Genomic DNA, 16,079 nt, shown 5'->3' with positions numbered 1-16,079 from the left:
TGCTAATGCATAGTAGTTACTCAGCTGGAAAACCCCACAAATTACATTGTTGACTTACATGTTAAATTATAATTTTTGATAGTGATTGAATAGGTTCTCTACTTTATCCTGAATAATTTGTTTTAATGATTCAGGTTTCACTGAGATAACACTATGACCGAACCTCATAAAATAGTTAGCGATAAATGCCTCTTCTCCAGGATTATAAAATCCATTAATGACTGTTTTATTACCAATTACTAATGTCATTGAGGGATATTGTTCTTTATAAAATAAATCCTTTGCTTGTGCTAAAATCTCAACTTCAAAGTTAATCCTCTTCTCGGATTGGTAAATTTCTAATGAACGACTAATAAGTTCATCTATAGAGAAGTGGGGAGTAAGTTCTTCCTCTTCCATAAAGATTATTCTGTCAGATCTAAAAACTCTATATTTATGTGTATTGAACTCTATTCCAGTGGCATACCATTGTCCAAACCTAGCAGAAATTTTGAAAAATTGAACATGGTAGCTTTTTTGCTCGTCATTTTTTAAATATTGAATCTTACAGGTGCTTTCATTAAGAATGCTCATTAAAATTTTATCTAAAAAACGACTAACATTATTATGTTGATTTACTTCAAACTGCAAGACTTTTTTCATTTTGTGAATCTGCAGTATTTGATTGTTAGACAGACAGTTTTCAAACTTCTCATTTAATTTATGAACACTTAAATGAAATGGTGTTGATTGATAAGATTCTAACGTTAGCATGGCAAAGTACAGAGCATACACTTCATCAATCGTAAAAATAATAGGGGATAACAATCTATTTTTTAAGATACCATAACGTCCATGTCTGCCATGCTCCGAAAAAATAGGCATACCTAATTGTTCTAATGAACTAATATCACGTAGAGCCGTACTTTTAGAAATATTGTATTTAGCCATTAAATCATTTAAATTAAAGTACTCTCGACTGTTTAAGTATCTTATCATGTCATTTAATCTTTCGGATTTCTTCATATAAATCTCCTTATCAATTTCGCCTTAGCGTAATTGCGTCCGGATTTAGAATTGTGCCTGTACAATTCATTCCTTTCAAAATCCGTGACATCCGCCGGAGGCTTTATCTTCATTCAGTACGTGGGTGAAAAGGAACCACATCCTCATTCATCTCACCACCTTCAGATGTGGGGGGTTCTTCTGAATGAAGATAAAGGTGTCATGTTTTGATACCTTTACATCTTAAAATAAGGTCAAGGTAATATCAATTGATAAGATATCTACCTACAATCATTTTATTAAAGGAGATTGATACCATGAGTACAACACTAGAAGTAGCTATTTTCTTATCCATGAAAGGAAAAGCAAAAGAAGCGGTCGATTTTTACAAAAAACATTTTAACGCTGAGGAATTGTTACTTGTTACCTATAAAGATATGGCAAGACGTGACAGCTCGCTGCAGCTTACTGAAGAGAATAAACATTATATTACTCACTCCGTTTTAGCAATCGGTAAAACAAAGGTAATGTTGGCAGAAGATACAATGGATGTCACTGAAAAATATGTAGTAGGGAATAACACCTCATTGTGTATTCAAAGTGCGGATTTAGAAGAAATCGAACATTTTTACAAAAGCTTAACGACAGATAAGAGAGTGAGAATCATTGTTCCGTTATCAAATAATGTTTTTAGCAAAGCATACGGTATAATCGAAGATCCGTTTGGTATTCAAATACAATTAATGTTTGATGATAGATTACATTAACAAATGATATATTGTTTGTCGCTGTTCTTTTAACTAAATATGTGCAGAAAAGCTGGGGATGTTTACCCAGCTTTTTTGATCTACGTAAAAATATTTCTTTAAAAAGTCCCACTCCATTACTTCAATAAAGTCGAAGATACAGTACCAAAAAAAAGCCACCAATAATGGCAGCTTTTAAATACCTTATTGACATTTAAATTTAAAAATCTCATCAACAGCTTTGTGATACCCACCTGATTTTTGGAAGGATTCTTTAATATTTGCAACAGCTTTATGGATGGAAGGGTTGTTTAACACATGATCGGCAGTTTCATTTAATTGACTTGCCGTCAAGGTTTGCATTTGTAATTGAATACCTGCTCCGATGTTGGTAACTTGCTCTGCAATTACTGGCTGATCCGCACTTAGTGGGATTGCGATTAGCGGAACCCCGTTATAGAGAGCTTCATTTGTACTGTTCATTCCACCATGTGTGATAAATAATTTTGTATATTTTAGCAACTCAGTTTGTGGAACATAAGTTTTTACAATGAAGTTTTCAGGAATCTCTCCCAATTCACTTAGTTGAGTTTGTCCCCCAATAGACATGACAACAGTATGCTCAGTATTCCCGAAAGCCTTAAAACACAGCTTATAGAAATCGATGGCTTGATTTAAGACAGTACCGAGTGAAATGTAAATGGGGCTTTTTTCTTTGAGTGCTGTAAGGTCGAAGTCTTCTTGCGTTAAGCGTGAAGAGATGGATGGACCTACAAATTTATAGGATTGGTCAAATGTTTCTCCAAAAGGTTGAAATTCCCTAGTTGTATAAACGATTGTAAGCGGTGCGGGATTACAAAAAACTTCATATGGAGAATTGATTTCAATATCATATTTTTCTTTAATTTTTGTTGTCAGGTGTTGAAAATCATCATTGATCTTTTTTAAAACTTCAGTAGGGACATTTTTTGAAAGATGTTCTATTGTTCTATCGAATGATAGTTTAGTCTGTGCAAAAGATGTACATGAATTGATTGACGGAAGTTTTAGGATTTTGGCAAGTAAATGGCCACAACCAAACATAGAATCGTGGATGATGTAATCAAAATGCTCTCCTTTAATCTGTTCAAGAACGCTAGGTATGACGATATCTGCAGTAAGTAAAAGTCCGTTGACTCTCTCAAGTAAATGATTTCTTCCACCTGAAATAAAGGCTTTTATAAATTTTTGACCGTCAAACGTGCGCACAGTCGCTCCCGTCTTCTCAATACGCTCTCGAAAAGCTTCTATCGTAAAGAACACGACCTCTTCTCCTCGCGAAATTAACTCCTGTACAACGCCGATAGTTGGATTGATATGTCCTTCTGATCCACCATTAATAAATAAAACACGTGTCAATTCTACCACTCCTTCGGTAAAGATATTATTCAAGATTGTGTAAGAGTAATGGATACTGTCACATATCATTGCTTAACTATGGTAAAGCACCGTGAGATCTTTTAGCAAGTTTAAGTATTTATCTTTTTAGGTAAACAGCCAAGCACAAAGCCGATTCCGGACGCCATTATGCCGAGGCATAATTGATAGGGAACAATAATAGAAAGAATAGCCCATTTCTTCACTTAGTCTTATCAAAGAAGACCTCTTAAACAAATGCTCTTCAATCCAATCAATCATATTTTGAATCATATTGTTCTTTATATTGAAGAAAGAAAAATGGGTTTTGATATTCGTTGTGCTTTTTATGAAGGTGGACATGATGTAATATTAAAAAAATTTTGAAAATATAAATAAAGTACGAATCTATCAATACATGTATGAATAGATTCGTTTTTATCTAAAAATGTCAGTTAGAATGGAAAGAACTTTTGTATTTTTCCTTTGAATTATTTCTTGTCTATGAGTGTTTGAATATAGATTTCGGTCATTTTAATTTGTTCTTTCCACAATGAAAGGAGCCATTTCTTGTCTGTCGTAGAGATTAAAAAAGTCGCAAATCCATTTATATAAGTTACTATTAAATCATCTACTAGTTCAATGTCAGAAGGGGTTAGTTTATCACCATAAAAATCATTTAATAAAAGCTCAAATAAATCAAACGGTGTTTTTTCTGAGTCTTTACTAAAGATAAGGTCTTCAAACTCTTGATCGTAGGATGCTTTCACTAAAAATTGCATTTGAACATTAATCAAAATTAAGTATTCTTTATTCTGTTCATCAATAAAAAAAAGAAAATATTTTATCATAATATCAGAAAAAGAATCTGTTTCTATCGACTCATTATAAATTTTTGCTAATGCATCATTCATGAGGACATCAGAATAAATAAAAGCTTCTTGTTGGATGGACTCCATAGAACCGAAGTGATGAAATACACTTGCTTTACTGACATTTGCCTTCTTTGCAATGCTGTTAGCACTTAGCGCCTCTAAACCATTTTCTGCTATTAAAGATATAGTAGCATTTAGTAATGCCTCTTTTGTTTTATTTCCCTTTTTTTCTCTTCCATCTATCATTAACGTACCTCCTAAGAGAATGGTTGTCACATTTTAATCATTATATCACAAATCAAAGTTCTTGACCGTTCGGTTAGTTTTAAGTACAATTTACTTGACCGTTCGGTTAGTTTTATTTGTTGAGCCAATTATTCTTTAGAGTATATTGGAAAATAAATGAAAATATATATTATGCCTAGCTAGCTATAAAATTCAGTTTTAAGTAAGTAGATGAATAAGGGGAGAAAAAGTTGAAAAAAAGAAGATTACTTGTGTTTGCGATATTACTTGCATTGTTAACGTTTTTTATAAGTTTTAGTCAATTTTTAAGTCCTTCTCAAGAGGAAATGGGAGAAACAGAAAAGGATTTTTCATCGGATCGAGCGCTTAATTATTTAAAAGAAGTAGCAAAGGAGCCACATCCAATAGGCTCTCCTGCGAATAAAAAGGTAAGAGATTATATTGTAAAACACTTTCAAAATATAGATGTGCCTGTCGAAATTCAATCGAAGCCAGTGAAGGATATAGATGAGAAGTATGCTGCAGAAATAGGTGCAGAGAATGTTGAAAATATTATTGCAAAAATCCAAGGGACATCCGGTGATGATAATGCGGTTTTATTAACAGCTCATTATGATTCTGCACCAGAAACTCCTGGAGCAGCAGATGATGGTTACGGCGTTGTCACAATGATGGAGGCGGCAAGAGCATTAAAACAAATGCCGGCACCTAAAAATACAATCTATTTTGTGCTAACAGACGGTGAAGAGGAAGGAACACTTGGAGCGACTGCTTTACTAGATCGAACAGATATATTAGACCAAGTACGCGTTATGATCAATTTCGAAGCAAGAGGCAATACAGGGGTACCGATTTTGTTTGAAACAAGTTCAAATGATTTAAAGTTAATGCAGTTGTATAAAGAGATTGTTCCATACCCTGTAGCATATTCCTTTGCTTCTGAAATGTATAAAAAGATGCCGAATTATACAGATTTTGACGAATTAAAAGAGACAAAAAAATTAGGGTATAATTTTGCTAATATGGGTGGATTAGAGGCCTATCATGCAGCGATAGATCGTGTGGAAAGTAGTGATGAGGAAACAATTCGTCACTTTGGTGACTATGCTCTTCCTTTAGTGAAAAAGTATATGATGATGAACGCAAAAGAGTTTCAAGCCATAGAAGAAAATAAAGGTAATGCGATTTACTTTCCATTAATGAAAAAAACATTAATTGTGTATTCGGAAAAGTTTGTAATCCCATTGATGATTGTTTTACTTGTCTTAACAGTCGCAATATTCTTCTTCAGCTTTAAAAAGCAAATGACACAAATTAAAGGGTTTGCACTTAGTTTATTAGCGATGATTGGAAGTCTTGTTTCCATTTTCATTTTCTATTTCCTTCTAATTCGTCTTTTATCAATAGTATTTAACATTGAAATTGATGAAGATGGATTGATTATGTTTGGTACTTATGATCCGTTGATTCTTACGTTGATGGTCTTACTCGCTATTGTGTTCTGTTTCTTTTTTGCAAAGTGGATTTCAAAAAAATGTGGTCCTGCGAATTTTGCCATGAGTACGCAAGTTTTATGGATTGTATTGGCTGTGATAACAAGTCTTACGTTCAAAGGTATTAGTTACGCATTTACGATTCCTGCGATCATTTGTGTACTGTTGATTTTACCGATTATTTCCAAAGTAAATTGGGCGAAGGGTAAGTATCATTATGTAGCAGTTACAGGATGGATAGTTCCAAGTATTCTATTACTTGCGCCAATTATGTATCTTATCTATGTAGCAAGAACACTTAGTATAGCACCTGTTATTGCAATTTTAACAGCATTAATTTCATTCCCGATCATAGCAATTGTGAATTGGTTAATGGTAGATGAATGAGGTGAATTTAAATGAATAAAGCATACAATCAAACAACAGATGTAGCAATTCAACAATTAGTTAACAACCTTTCACCAGATGAACCAGGCTGTGCTTATATTGCGAGCTTCGATGATGGTGTAACTTACAAGGGTACGGTTGGTTTAGAATCGATAGAAAAAAAGGTACCGATCACAACAAAAACCATTTTTAATCTCGCATCCGTCTCTAAACAATTCACAGCATTCGCCATTTTGTTATTAGAACAAGAGGGTAAACTGAGTTTAGACGATTCAATTTTAAACTATATACCTTCTCTAGGAGCATATGCTGAACCTGTCACTCTAAGACATCTAATTCATCATACTGGTGGATTAGTAGATTATATGGAATTAGCTGAGAAAGAGGGAATTTCAGATAAGGATAAATTAACTGCTGAACAATCTCTAGAACATCTTGAAAATTATCAAATTGCAGATTTTCCTGTCGGAACAAAATTTGAGTATAGTAACACAGGGTATTTCTTATTATCTTTAGTAGTTGAAAAAGCTAGTGGAAAATCTTTGCGCGAATTTTCGAAGAAGTGTATTTTTGAGCCTTTAAACATGAATGACACAACAATCGTGGATGGCTATCCTACCAATATTTCGATTGCTCGTGGTTATTCGAAGAATGAGCAAGGGGCATTTGAAATTTATGAAAGTCCTTGGGAACATACGGGCGATGGAGCGGTCCATACAAATGTTGAGGATTTAGTAAAATGGGGACAAAACTTCGCAACAGGTACTGTTGGTGGGAAAGAGCTTGTTAAAAGAATGGGAGAGGTAGGTTCGAAAACTTCTTCAGCTGGTGAGCTAATTATTGATAATGAAGATTATGCTTTTGGTTTGTCTATTGGCGAAACTTTTGATAGTCATTACTTGGAACATTCAGGACAATGGGCTGGCTATCCTTCACACTTTATGCGCTTCCTAGAAGAAGGTTTAACGATTGCGGTATTAAGTAATTATGAGGATTTTGATAGTGAAGAATATGCTGTGAAAATTGCAGAAATTATTATAGGAAAAAGCGCAAAAAAATAAAGATTGATTATTGAACTTTTTTTGAAGAATTCGGTGAATTTTATGAATGCGATTAGAAAGGAATCCAGCAAAGGCTTGAGTCTGCCCCAACAGAAGTATGTTGTATTTAATTAGCAATCGTAAGGAGAGCGGTTATAGAATTATGAGGTTTTTTGAAATATTACTAATTGTTTTCAATATTTTTCTATTCGTTTGGTTCATAGTCGCTAAGAACAAATCGCAGCGTCTGTTGCTTATTGGTTTTGGTAATTCCGCCATCATTACATTGCTTCATGGGGTTATTGAAGGTGTGCGTTGGCAAATGATTCCTGCCTATACGATGACAGTAGTCCCACTAGTAATTCTAGTCATCAGATTGAAATCTAAGCCTGAAGAGGGAGGAGCTAACAAGGCATCCACTGCAAAGCTGATTACACTATCTGCGCTATCTGTGATTTATTCATTCGTAGCAGTGGCTCTACCGATTATATTTCCAGTGTTCACCTTTGAGAAGCCCAAAGGACCGTACAAAATTGGTACAGTAACCTATGATTGGCGGGATAATCAGCGGGAAGAAACTCTAACACCCGAATCTGGCGACAAGCGAGAGTTAATGGTACAAATTTGGTATCCTGCTGATGCCACGGCTGAAGGTGAGACGGTTAAGTACCACTCTGATGGGGATGTATTTGCCGAGGCGTACAGTAAAGTGATGGATCTACCCAAACTATTATTTACAACTTTTGGCTATATCAAAACAAATGCTATTGAGAATGTGATGATATCCAATCAGGAATCCTCTTATCCTGTTCTTATTTTCTCACATGGTTTTAATGGACATAAAAATCAGAACACTTTTCAGATCGAACAATTAGTCAGTCATGGATATATTGTCGTAAGTATAGATCACACCTACAGTAGCGTAGTTTCTATTTTTTCAGATGGACGAGTAGCTAATTATGTACCGCAAGATTCGGATTCAGTTACTTATTGGAATGAAGCTAATGAAGTTTGGGTGGAAGATGCAAAATTTGTACTGGACCAAGTGGAAAAGTTGGCCAAAGCTGATCCAGACCATCGTTTTACAGGCCGTATGGATATGCAAAATATAGGTATGTTTGGTCATTCATTCGGTGGAGCAACAGCTACTCAGATGGTAATGAGGGATTCTAGAATTAAGGCAGCTATCAATATGGATGGATTTCCATATGGCAAACGTCCAGTTTCCGCGGGCGAGTTGAAGAAACCCTTTATGGTGATGACTGCCGATGAGGGCACAGGTACAGAGGACTTCGGTGGATTAATAGAAGCAACTTTATCGAAGGATAAGGATGTTGCACAACATAAAAATTATTGGCTTCAAATTAATAATATGACGCATATGGGTTTTTCTGATTTTTACTCGTTTTTACCGTTATATGAAAAGATGGATGGAGTCAATATACGAAGTGTTCACCACCTTATTAACGATTACTCACTAGATTTCTTCAATCACCATTTAAAACAACAGCCATTTAAGTTATTAGAGCAAACCATTGGTGATCACCCGGAATTTACTTTACAAACAAATTGATGAAAAATGGATAGCCTGGAGCGAAATTTTGTATGTTAAGTAAATTCAAAACTAAAAAGCCGATTTCCTTCTTTTCAAAGGAATCGACTTTTTTTGTCTTAGTTACTTGTTACATGTTCAGGTTTAGTACTGTAAGCAAACAACCGGACTGCTAGAAGGAGCGCCAGCAAGACCATTATGAGTCCCGACCAGCCAAGATTACCTATGGAGAAACTGCTGATCACCAGCCCCCCGATAGTTGAGCCAAGAGCGAAACCGAACTGGATAAACGAAGTGTTGACGCTAAGAGCAATATCAGGTGAGTGTGGGACTAAGGAAACCAAGTACAACTGCTGTGCTGGTGAGGTCGCCCATGTGGCCACCATCCATATCATGATCAACGGGATGATAGCATAAATCAAGCCGTCTGCCCAAGTCACAAGCAGTAGCATTCCGGCTTGGACGGACAGACCAGTGTAGATCATGAACTTCGGCCCTTTTGTATCCGCAATCACTCCTCCAAATTTGGAGCCGAAAAAACTACAAAGACCAAAGAGTAACAGAATACCGGAAAGCGCAGCTACCGACAACTTGGCATTTGCTTGTAAGTATGGAGTAATATAAGTAAACAGCGTTGAGTATCCTCCTATATAGAGCAGTGTAGTAGCAAGCGCAAGCACAATCTTTTTGTCTTTCAAAATTGACAGCTGCATTCCGAGTGTAATAGTTTTATGCTCGGTAATAGACGGGACTCTGGCGAAGACTACCAGCAACGGAATCAATGTTAGCATCCCTATGAGGATGAATAAAGTTCTCCAACCAATAACTTCGCTTAAAAACGTGCCTGCAGGTACACCGAGAACAAGAGAACTGCTTAAACCCATCAAAATAGTACCGATGGCTCGGCCTCGATTTTGTACTTCGACCAAACGAGTCGCCACGGCCATTGCAATAACAGTAGCAGCACCCCCGCTGAGGCCTTGAATCACTCGCGCCACCAATATCATTTCAAAAGAAGGGCTGAAATAGACTAGGAAGCTACTCAGAATAAAAATACCGAGCATGATTAACAGTATTTTTTTACGATCCACCTGGATGGTTGCCGCAATCACGACGGGGGCCCCAATCGCAGCGGACAGGGCGAACGCCGTAACGAGCGCTCCCGCAGAAGATGTTGTAATTCCAAGATCTGCTGCTACCATATGGAGGATTCCACTTATAATGTACTCAATTGTTCCAATAAGAAACACTGCCAGAGCAAGTAAATTTACAACCCATTTATTACTCATAGACGATTCTCTCTTTCTTCAATAGGAATTTGGATTTCGATAAGGCAAGTACCCGGTTCCCCTGAAAGTGGCACATAGATTTCTCTTCCAGGTCGGTCGCTTCGAATGCGGTAGCCGTTGCGTTCGATCCATGTAGCAAGATCTATGCATGCGGTCTCCGAAAACGCTGAATCCGAACGGAATAATAGCGTGGCTACTGTCTCCGAGGGGAGGAAACGTAGATTAAGATGCTCGGGAAGCTTAGAGGTGACTGGTTTCACGGTATAGCCGACCTCTAGCTCAAAGGCATGCACCGTACTGCTGGGTACGTCCCATAGCACCATTTGAGGACCAGATAAAGAAGATCTAGAGTTCCTATCGAGAAGTCCTTCGAAGACTTCGAAGAGAAATGGGATATCGTCAACTGTACCAGTAGAAACATAAGTAACCATGTGCATGTCTTCAACGCGCTTCATAACAACTTCCTGTTCTTTATCCATCCTACCTTCGCGCTCCACAAGCTGTATTCGTTCTTTAACCTGGGTAAGCTTGGACCTTTCGACATCAAGCAATCGCTCGATTTCACTTTCTTTAAGTCTTAGCATGCCACGAATCTGTTCAGCGGATATATCTTCTTGGAGCAGATGCCCGATTTGCTGTAGTGTAAACCCCAATTCTTTAAAAATAACAATCTGATTAATCACTAGCAGCTGTTCGGCGGAGTAGTACCGATACCCGGTCGATTCATCGATTTTGGCAGGCTTTAAGATTCCGAGCTGATCGTAATAGCGCAGGGTTTGTAGCGGAATTCTGCTTAGCCTGGAAAATTCGCTGATTTTAAACAATTCTTCACCTTCTTTTCTTCTATTTCGGAATGAGTATACACCCTCTAGTCGGCTATAAAGTCAAGCGCTCAGTCAAATTTTCGCGAACTTTCCGATGTGCAATCGGCTCTATAGAGTAAAACGGAGTCTCAAAACGTGCTACTTTGGAGAAGATCCAATATTTAGTTCTTCGCTCTAGCTGTGCGTAAAGTCACTCACCCCAACTGTAAAAAGTGTTTCAGTTGGTTGTCTATCACGAGAGAATCCTGTTCGTTTTGTCCGATTCCAAAGCAATGTCCCCACTTAGATTTGATTGGCTGATAAATAGCATTAGGCATATATTTCACTTCATATGCATTATCCTCAGGAGGAAAGAACAGATCAGTCGATCCTGGCATAACAAGAGCATGAGCAGTGATCTTGTTTAATGCCTGTTCAAAATTTTTGTTGTCTTGAGGATTGGCACTAATATCCCCGTTGATCCCTGTACGGAGCATAGCAATTAAGTCGTTGGCATCAAAGATAAGGAACACTTGATCCCAATAGTCTTCCAGATATGCCTTTAACGTCGAGTATCCCTCCACCTGATAGAGCTGCTCCAAATAATAAGCCTGAGAAAATCCCCAAGGAGCATAGACGCGTCCCATCGCGGCAAGTCCTGCTGCTGGCTGACTGTCATAATAGCCTTCCTTCCAATTTGAGTCCGCTTGCAATGCTGCGATGAGCCCCTCAAAAACAACTTGTGCATGTGGCCTAGTCTTTGCTGTTCCGCCAAACGGTGCAATCCGCTCGACCATCTCAGGATAACTTGTTCCCCATTGAAAGGTTTGCAGCGCCCCGAGCGACCAGCCAACGACTAGAGCAATCTTCGTAATTCCAAATTTCTCGGTTACGAGCTGATGTTGTAGCCGGACATTATCATGAATCGTAATGAGCGGGAAATTTGCTCTGTCAAAAGGGGCTGGTGTGTTGCTTGGGGAGGAAGAAAGACCATTCCCCAACATATTAGGCACAATAATAAAATATTTGTCTGGATCGAGAGCTTTACCAGGTCCAATCAACCACTCATTATCAGTGTGTTGACCAGCAAACCAAGTAGGGTAGACAATTACATTTGACTTGGTGGAATTTAAAGTTCCATAGGTTTTATAGGCAAGAAAGGCTTGAGGCAACTTTTCGCCCGATTGCAGCACGACATCTCCCAGTGAATAAATTTCGTAATCTTTCATTATGTGATTCTCCTTCGTTATACAAGATTTGGTGTTGAAGCTTGATTTTTACTCTACGATACTGCTACCATCAAATCAACGAAACGTTTTTGACCATAACGTTCAATTTTTTTGAATGAAGAGGTGCTGTCTCATTGGAAATCCGCCAACTTAAAACATTTTGGACGCTTGCTTCCACACGCAGTTTTAGCCGTACTGCCGAAGTATTGAACTATGTTCCGTCTACTGTAACCATGCAAATTAAGGCTTTAGAGGAAGAATTGGGGGTCAAGCTGCTGGATCGCTTAGGCAAGAGTGTCGTATTAACAGATGCAGGCCAGCAATTGTTACCCTATGCCAACAAAATTTTAAATGATATAGAGGAGGCTCGGTATGTCTCAAGTCAAAGCGGAGAATTAACTGGTACGGTTATAATCGGTGCAGACGAAGTGCTCTGTACATACCGGCTACCTGCATTGCTCCGGCTTTTTCGCGAACGATATCCGCACGTTCGTCTTTTGTTTAGGCCCTTGTCTAGTCACCATTTGAAACAAAGTCTGAGAGAAGGAAATGTTGATGTGGTCTTTATGCTGGATGAACCTGTCGTATCTACGGATCTTCATACAGAGATTTTATTGGACGAACCTTTTCTAATGGTAGTTTCACCCGACCATTCACTTGCGACACGCTCTACATTAAGCATAGAAGATTTTAATAGAGAGCAAATTCTATTAAGTGAAAAAGGTTGCTCTTATCGGACTTTCTTCTATCGCACGTTATTGAGAAAAGGGGCCGATAGCTTGACCGAACTGGAGTTTAATAGTGTAGAGGCCATTAAACAATGCACAATGGTTGGTCTCGGCATTGCCTTACTACCTGAAATGGCGATAAAGGGAGAGCTGGAGCGGGGAGAACTGATTGCTTTACCTTGGGATTTATCGGAAATACGATTTGCTACTCAAATGCTGTGGCATCAAGAGAAATGGATTTCACCATCAATGAAGGTCTTTATCGAATTGGCAAGAAGTGTACTAAAATAGAGTCTAGTTAATAGCATATTTAATATCCCCGAATTTACGGGCGCAAACGATTCATACCACCGCACCATAGTTAAATCGGATAGAAGTGGGAAAGGTCGAATCGGAGTTCATTTAAAACCTTGAATCGACCTTTTTTCGGAAGTGAGTAGGCTCGATGTTGAAATTAGTTCATGATAGAATTTGAGATGATTGCTACCTCAAAAACGTCAATGGGTTATAGGGAAATTCAGAAAACTTACCTGAAATTCTCTTGGCATTAAATTTGGCATATATGCTGTGGGCGTTATTAATATCAATTTAATATATTATTAAAGATTTACTTGGTAGCAATAAGAGCTTTAATAATTTCGTTCCAGTAGTCTTTATAAGTTTTTTTCTTTTTATTTTCTATCTGTTTTGACTGAATAATCTTTTCCTTTTTAGCGTTTTTTGTTAGGCTCTTCACTGAAAATTCTCCTTTTAAATGTGCTTTGTATGTATTGTCTAACGGTAAACAAGCTGAATTCGATATGTATCCTACCAATCTTATGTTTTTTCAGTATTTAAATGTTTAATACATTTATTAAAAATTCCACGTAAGATAGAAAAAAGGCAGGTTTTTAGCAGAAATCCTATCACGGAAGTTCCTTAGTATAAAATCTTTGGTTAATGATCTCTGTGTTCGCAATCTGAGTCATTTTTATCCCGCATTAACGGGCTGTAAGACTCCCACTTCAAGATTTAAGTGAAACAAAAAATATAAGTGGGAGATCAATTACCCGTAAAAGCCCGATCGGTTCAACTAACAATCAATGGGGGGAGGAACCCCCCACTGATTGATGTTTCACTTTATTTCCTATACATATTTTCAATATTTATATTAAAATATAAACATTTAAATTTTCATCGAAATATGGATTCCATTTCTTGCTTCTCAAAACTAGAAACAGATGAGGAGAAGGTCACTAAAGTCTTCTGCCTTACATCAGTACTCATGTCTCGAGCTGAAAGGGGCTGACCTCTGCAGCGACAGCAACACACGACCGAGTGACCAACATCATGTTGCTGCCGCTACGTTAGCACTGCGCTTTCGCACAAAAAACATCTGCCGCTGTCGCTTCGCTTTCGCGCAAAAACATCTGTTGGCCCAAAGCCTCCGGACGCAATTATGCCTCGGCATAATTGATATGTGCTTTGTGTATGCAACGTTTAACGGTCAAAAAATTGAATTCCGCTCAATTTAAACGCATCTGAATACGGAGTATATCCTACTAATCTTTTTGTTTCTTCAATATTTAAACGTTTAAAACGATTATCAGATAGACCATGTAAGATTGAAAAGGGAGGCAGGTTTTTAGCTGAAATCGTTTTTAGAAGAAGGTCACTAAAATCTTCTGGACTTATATACGCACTCATGTCTCGAGCTGAAAGTGGCTGACCCTCAGGTTTGTAATCGTCATAAGCACCAATACGGATAGCGACACTTTGTAATTGTTTCTCATAAGCGAAATACGATGCAAGTGCTTCCACAAAACATTTGCTAACCCCATACATATTCTTTGGTCTAATAGGTGAAGAATCGGTCACTTGAAAGTCTAGTGGATATCCTTCAACAGTTTGAGCACTTGAAGCAGCTATGACTCTAGTTACACCGTTATCCGATGCGGCTTTAAATATATTGTATGAACCTTTGATATGACTCTCTAATAAAGATGTATAAAAATCTGCATCTGGAGAAGGATTTCCTGCTAAATGAATAACAATATCTATGTTTTTACAAGCTTCCTGACAATCTTCTAAGCTAGAAACATCTAGATATGTAACTTCATGATCTGGCGACTTTTTAAATTTTTCTAATGGAAATAAATTAATGTCTGCCAATCTTAATTGATAGCTTGTTTGCTTCATTAAAGTATTGGTTATCTGTTGACCAATCTTTCCAGCAGCTCCTGTAATTAAAATTTTCTGTACCATGATAAACGCTCCTTTACGTTTTTATTAAATAAAAACAGTGTTTTAGCTAAGCTTGTTCTGATTATAAGTATATGTTTGTCATTAATACAGCGAATAATTATAATGAAGTACATGAAAAAAATTCTTGGGGGTGTCGACGATGAGTTTAGTAAAGTATGAAATTTTTAGTAAAGCAGCAGAGGTAAATAGCTTTACGAAAACCGCGGAGGAATTAGGATTAACGCAATCTGCTGTAAGCCATGCCATTACAAGTTTAGAAAAAGAGTTTAACTTTCCTTTATTTATTCGTAACAACTCTGCAATTAAGCTAACTCAAAATGGGAAGGATCTATTAATCACGATTCGAGAGATTCTATATTATAACGATATGTTAAAGCAGGAAGTAAACGCTATTAACGGATTGAATAAAGGGACGGTAAAGGTAGGGGTATTTAGTAGTATATCTACAAACTGGATTCCTTATATTATCAAAGAAATGGAGAAGCAATATCCTGATATAGAAATACAACTAATAGAAGGAAATTATGCAGAGATAGAAAAATGGTTACTAGATAGTGAAGTGGATTGTGGTTTTGTTAATAACAAAACTACCTCTTTACATTCATTCGATATTGTAAAGTTAAAGACTGAGCCACTTTTATGTGTAGTATCAGAGCAATCACCTTTACATAGCAACAAACATCTATCGGTGGAAGATATAGAAAATGCTCCTTTCATCATGCCAACTTATCAGTGCTTTGACGATATACAACTATTTTTTAAAGAGAACAATATCCAGCCAAATATTCGATTCGAGAATATGAACGAAAATTCTATTTTTTCTATGGTTGAAAATAATTTAGGTATTAGCATTTTACCGGAAATGATCATCCCTAAAGGATTGGATACCATAAAGGTCATACCACTTGAATTAGAGCAAACTCGAACGATTGGATTAGCCATCAGAACGCCTATTTCACCAGCAGTTAAAAAATTCGCAGAGATAACGGAGAAATGGATAAAAAATGCGGGGCTTTAATTAAATATCTTTATTAAAAATGAATCAACTTTAACAAGTCTTGTTACATA

14 protein-coding genes are annotated in these 16,079 nt (G+C 37.1%); 6 read left to right on the top strand and 8 right to left on the bottom strand.

Features of this window, described 5'->3' with window-relative positions; all coding sequences use genetic code 11:
• Positions 1-66 precede the first annotated feature (66 nt).
• Positions 67-1,005: a helix-turn-helix transcriptional regulator gene (locus tag ABH968_RS21645; RefSeq protein ID WP_370047334.1), complete on the bottom strand. Its 939-nt coding sequence runs from the start codon at positions 1,003-1,005 to the stop codon at positions 67-69.
• A 296-nt stretch (positions 1,006-1,301) separates the two neighbouring features.
• Between ABH968_RS21645 and ABH968_RS21640 the strand changes: the two genes are divergently transcribed.
• Entirely contained in the window at positions 1,302-1,751 is a 450-nt protein-coding gene (locus ABH968_RS21640) for a VOC family protein (RefSeq protein ID WP_370047333.1), read from the top strand.
• Between the two features lie 183 nt (positions 1,752-1,934).
• Here ABH968_RS21640 and ABH968_RS21635 read toward each other — a convergent pair whose 3' ends face one another.
• Both ABH968_RS21635 and ABH968_RS21630 read right to left on the bottom strand, forming a co-directional pair.
• On the bottom strand, positions 1,935-3,128 hold the full coding sequence (locus ABH968_RS21635) for a macrolide family glycosyltransferase (RefSeq protein ID WP_370047331.1): 1,194 nt from the start codon (positions 3,126-3,128) through the stop codon (positions 1,935-1,937).
• Positions 3,129-3,616: 488 nt separating this feature from the next.
• Positions 3,617-4,246 (bottom strand): TetR/AcrR family transcriptional regulator, encoded by a 630-nt coding sequence (locus ABH968_RS21630; protein ID WP_370047329.1) that lies wholly within the window; start codon positions 4,244-4,246, stop codon positions 3,617-3,619.
• 230 nt (positions 4,247-4,476) lie between these two features.
• Here ABH968_RS21630 and ABH968_RS21625 point away from each other — a divergent pair, with 230 nt between their 5' ends.
• The 3 genes from ABH968_RS21625 to ABH968_RS21615 all read left to right on the top strand — a co-directional run bounded on the left by ABH968_RS21625 (position 4,477) and on the right by ABH968_RS21615 (position 8,739).
• A complete protein-coding gene (locus tag ABH968_RS21625) occupies positions 4,477-6,126 on the top strand; it encodes a M20/M25/M40 family metallo-hydrolase (protein ID WP_370047328.1) in 1,650 nt (549 codons plus the stop codon).
• A gap of 11 nt (positions 6,127-6,137) precedes the next feature.
• Positions 6,138-7,187 carry a serine hydrolase domain-containing protein gene (locus tag ABH968_RS21620; protein ID WP_370047326.1) on the top strand — a complete coding sequence of 350 codons (1,050 nt, stop codon included), beginning with the start codon at positions 6,138-6,140 and terminating at the stop codon, positions 7,185-7,187.
• Positions 7,188-7,329: 142 nt separating this feature from the next.
• Positions 7,330-8,739 carry an alpha/beta hydrolase family protein gene (locus ABH968_RS21615; protein ID WP_370047324.1) on the top strand — a complete coding sequence of 470 codons (1,410 nt, stop codon included), beginning with the start codon at positions 7,330-7,332 and terminating at the stop codon, positions 8,737-8,739.
• Positions 8,740-8,837: 98 nt separating this feature from the next.
• On the opposite strand, the gene ABH968_RS21610 is transcribed toward ABH968_RS21615, so the two are convergent.
• The 3 genes from ABH968_RS21610 to ABH968_RS21600 all read right to left on the bottom strand — a co-directional run bounded on the left by ABH968_RS21610 (position 8,838) and on the right by ABH968_RS21600 (position 12,039).
• A complete protein-coding gene (locus ABH968_RS21610) occupies positions 8,838-10,007 on the bottom strand; it encodes an MFS transporter (RefSeq protein ID WP_370047322.1) in 1,170 nt (389 codons plus the stop codon).
• Positions 10,004-10,831 carry a MerR family transcriptional regulator gene (locus tag ABH968_RS21605; protein ID WP_370047320.1) on the bottom strand — a complete coding sequence of 276 codons (828 nt, stop codon included), beginning with the start codon at positions 10,829-10,831 and terminating at the stop codon, positions 10,004-10,006. The genes ABH968_RS21610 and ABH968_RS21605 overlap by 4 nt, the downstream gene beginning before the upstream one ends.
• 194 nt (positions 10,832-11,025) lie before the next feature.
• Positions 11,026-12,039, bottom strand: coding sequence for an alpha/beta fold hydrolase (locus ABH968_RS21600; protein ID WP_370047319.1), 1,014 nt, complete (start codon positions 12,037-12,039; stop codon positions 11,026-11,028).
• A gap of 134 nt (positions 12,040-12,173) precedes the next feature.
• Here ABH968_RS21600 and ABH968_RS21595 point away from each other — a divergent pair, with 134 nt between their 5' ends.
• Positions 12,174-13,058 (top strand): LysR family transcriptional regulator, encoded by an 885-nt coding sequence (locus ABH968_RS21595; RefSeq protein ID WP_370047317.1) that lies wholly within the window; start codon positions 12,174-12,176, stop codon positions 13,056-13,058.
• 316 nt (positions 13,059-13,374) lie between these two features.
• Here the strand turns inward: ABH968_RS21595 and ABH968_RS21590 are convergent, their stop codons facing one another.
• Together ABH968_RS21590 and ABH968_RS21585 are read right to left on the bottom strand one after the other, a co-directional pair.
• Complete coding sequence (locus ABH968_RS21590; RefSeq protein ID WP_370047315.1) at positions 13,375-13,503, bottom strand: hypothetical protein; 129 nt, start codon at positions 13,501-13,503, stop codon at positions 13,375-13,377.
• A 743-nt stretch (positions 13,504-14,246) separates the two neighbouring features.
• Positions 14,247-15,011, bottom strand: coding sequence for an NAD-dependent epimerase/dehydratase family protein (locus ABH968_RS21585; RefSeq protein ID WP_370047313.1), 765 nt, complete (start codon positions 15,009-15,011; stop codon positions 14,247-14,249).
• A gap of 139 nt (positions 15,012-15,150) precedes the next feature.
• On the opposite strand from ABH968_RS21585, the gene ABH968_RS21580 reads away from it, so the two are divergent.
• A complete protein-coding gene (locus tag ABH968_RS21580; RefSeq protein WP_370047311.1) occupies positions 15,151-16,029 on the top strand; it encodes a LysR family transcriptional regulator in 879 nt (292 codons plus the stop codon).
• Positions 16,030-16,079: the final 50 nt, after the last annotated feature.

Source organism: Lysinibacillus sp. RC79, assembly GCF_041262405.1.
In the GTDB taxonomy this organism is placed as follows: Bacteria; Bacillota; Bacilli; order Bacillales_A; family Planococcaceae; genus Lysinibacillus.
The sequence above is the reverse complement of the archived record's forward strand: the minus strand, read 5'-3'. Positions and strand labels throughout refer to the sequence as shown.

What these genes read in the sequence shown, in the direction of transcription:
- ABH968_RS21615 (WP_370047324.1), top strand. Translation starts at nt 7,330, where the DNA reads ATGAGGTTTTTTGAAATATTACTAATTGTTTTCAATATTTTTCTATTC.
- ABH968_RS21610 (WP_370047322.1), bottom strand. Translation starts at nt 10,007, where the DNA reads ATGAGTAATAAATGGGTTGTAAATTTACTTGCTCTGGCAGTGTTTCTT.
- ABH968_RS21620 (WP_370047326.1), top strand. Translation starts at nt 6,138, where the DNA reads ATGAATAAAGCATACAATCAAACAACAGATGTAGCAATTCAACAATTA.
- ABH968_RS21640 (WP_370047333.1), top strand. Translation starts at nt 1,302, where the DNA reads ATGAGTACAACACTAGAAGTAGCTATTTTCTTATCCATGAAAGGAAAA.
- ABH968_RS21645 (WP_370047334.1), bottom strand. Translation starts at nt 1,005, where the DNA reads ATGAAGAAATCCGAAAGATTAAATGACATGATAAGATACTTAAACAGT.
- ABH968_RS21585 (WP_370047313.1), bottom strand. Translation starts at nt 15,011, where the DNA reads ATGGTACAGAAAATTTTAATTACAGGAGCTGCTGGAAAGATTGGTCAA.
- ABH968_RS21580 (WP_370047311.1), top strand. Translation starts at nt 15,151, where the DNA reads ATGAGTTTAGTAAAGTATGAAATTTTTAGTAAAGCAGCAGAGGTAAAT.
- ABH968_RS21630 (WP_370047329.1), bottom strand. Translation starts at nt 4,246, where the DNA reads ATGATAGATGGAAGAGAAAAAAAGGGAAATAAAACAAAAGAGGCATTA.
- ABH968_RS21600 (WP_370047319.1), bottom strand. Translation starts at nt 12,039, where the DNA reads ATGAAAGATTACGAAATTTATTCACTGGGAGATGTCGTGCTGCAATCG.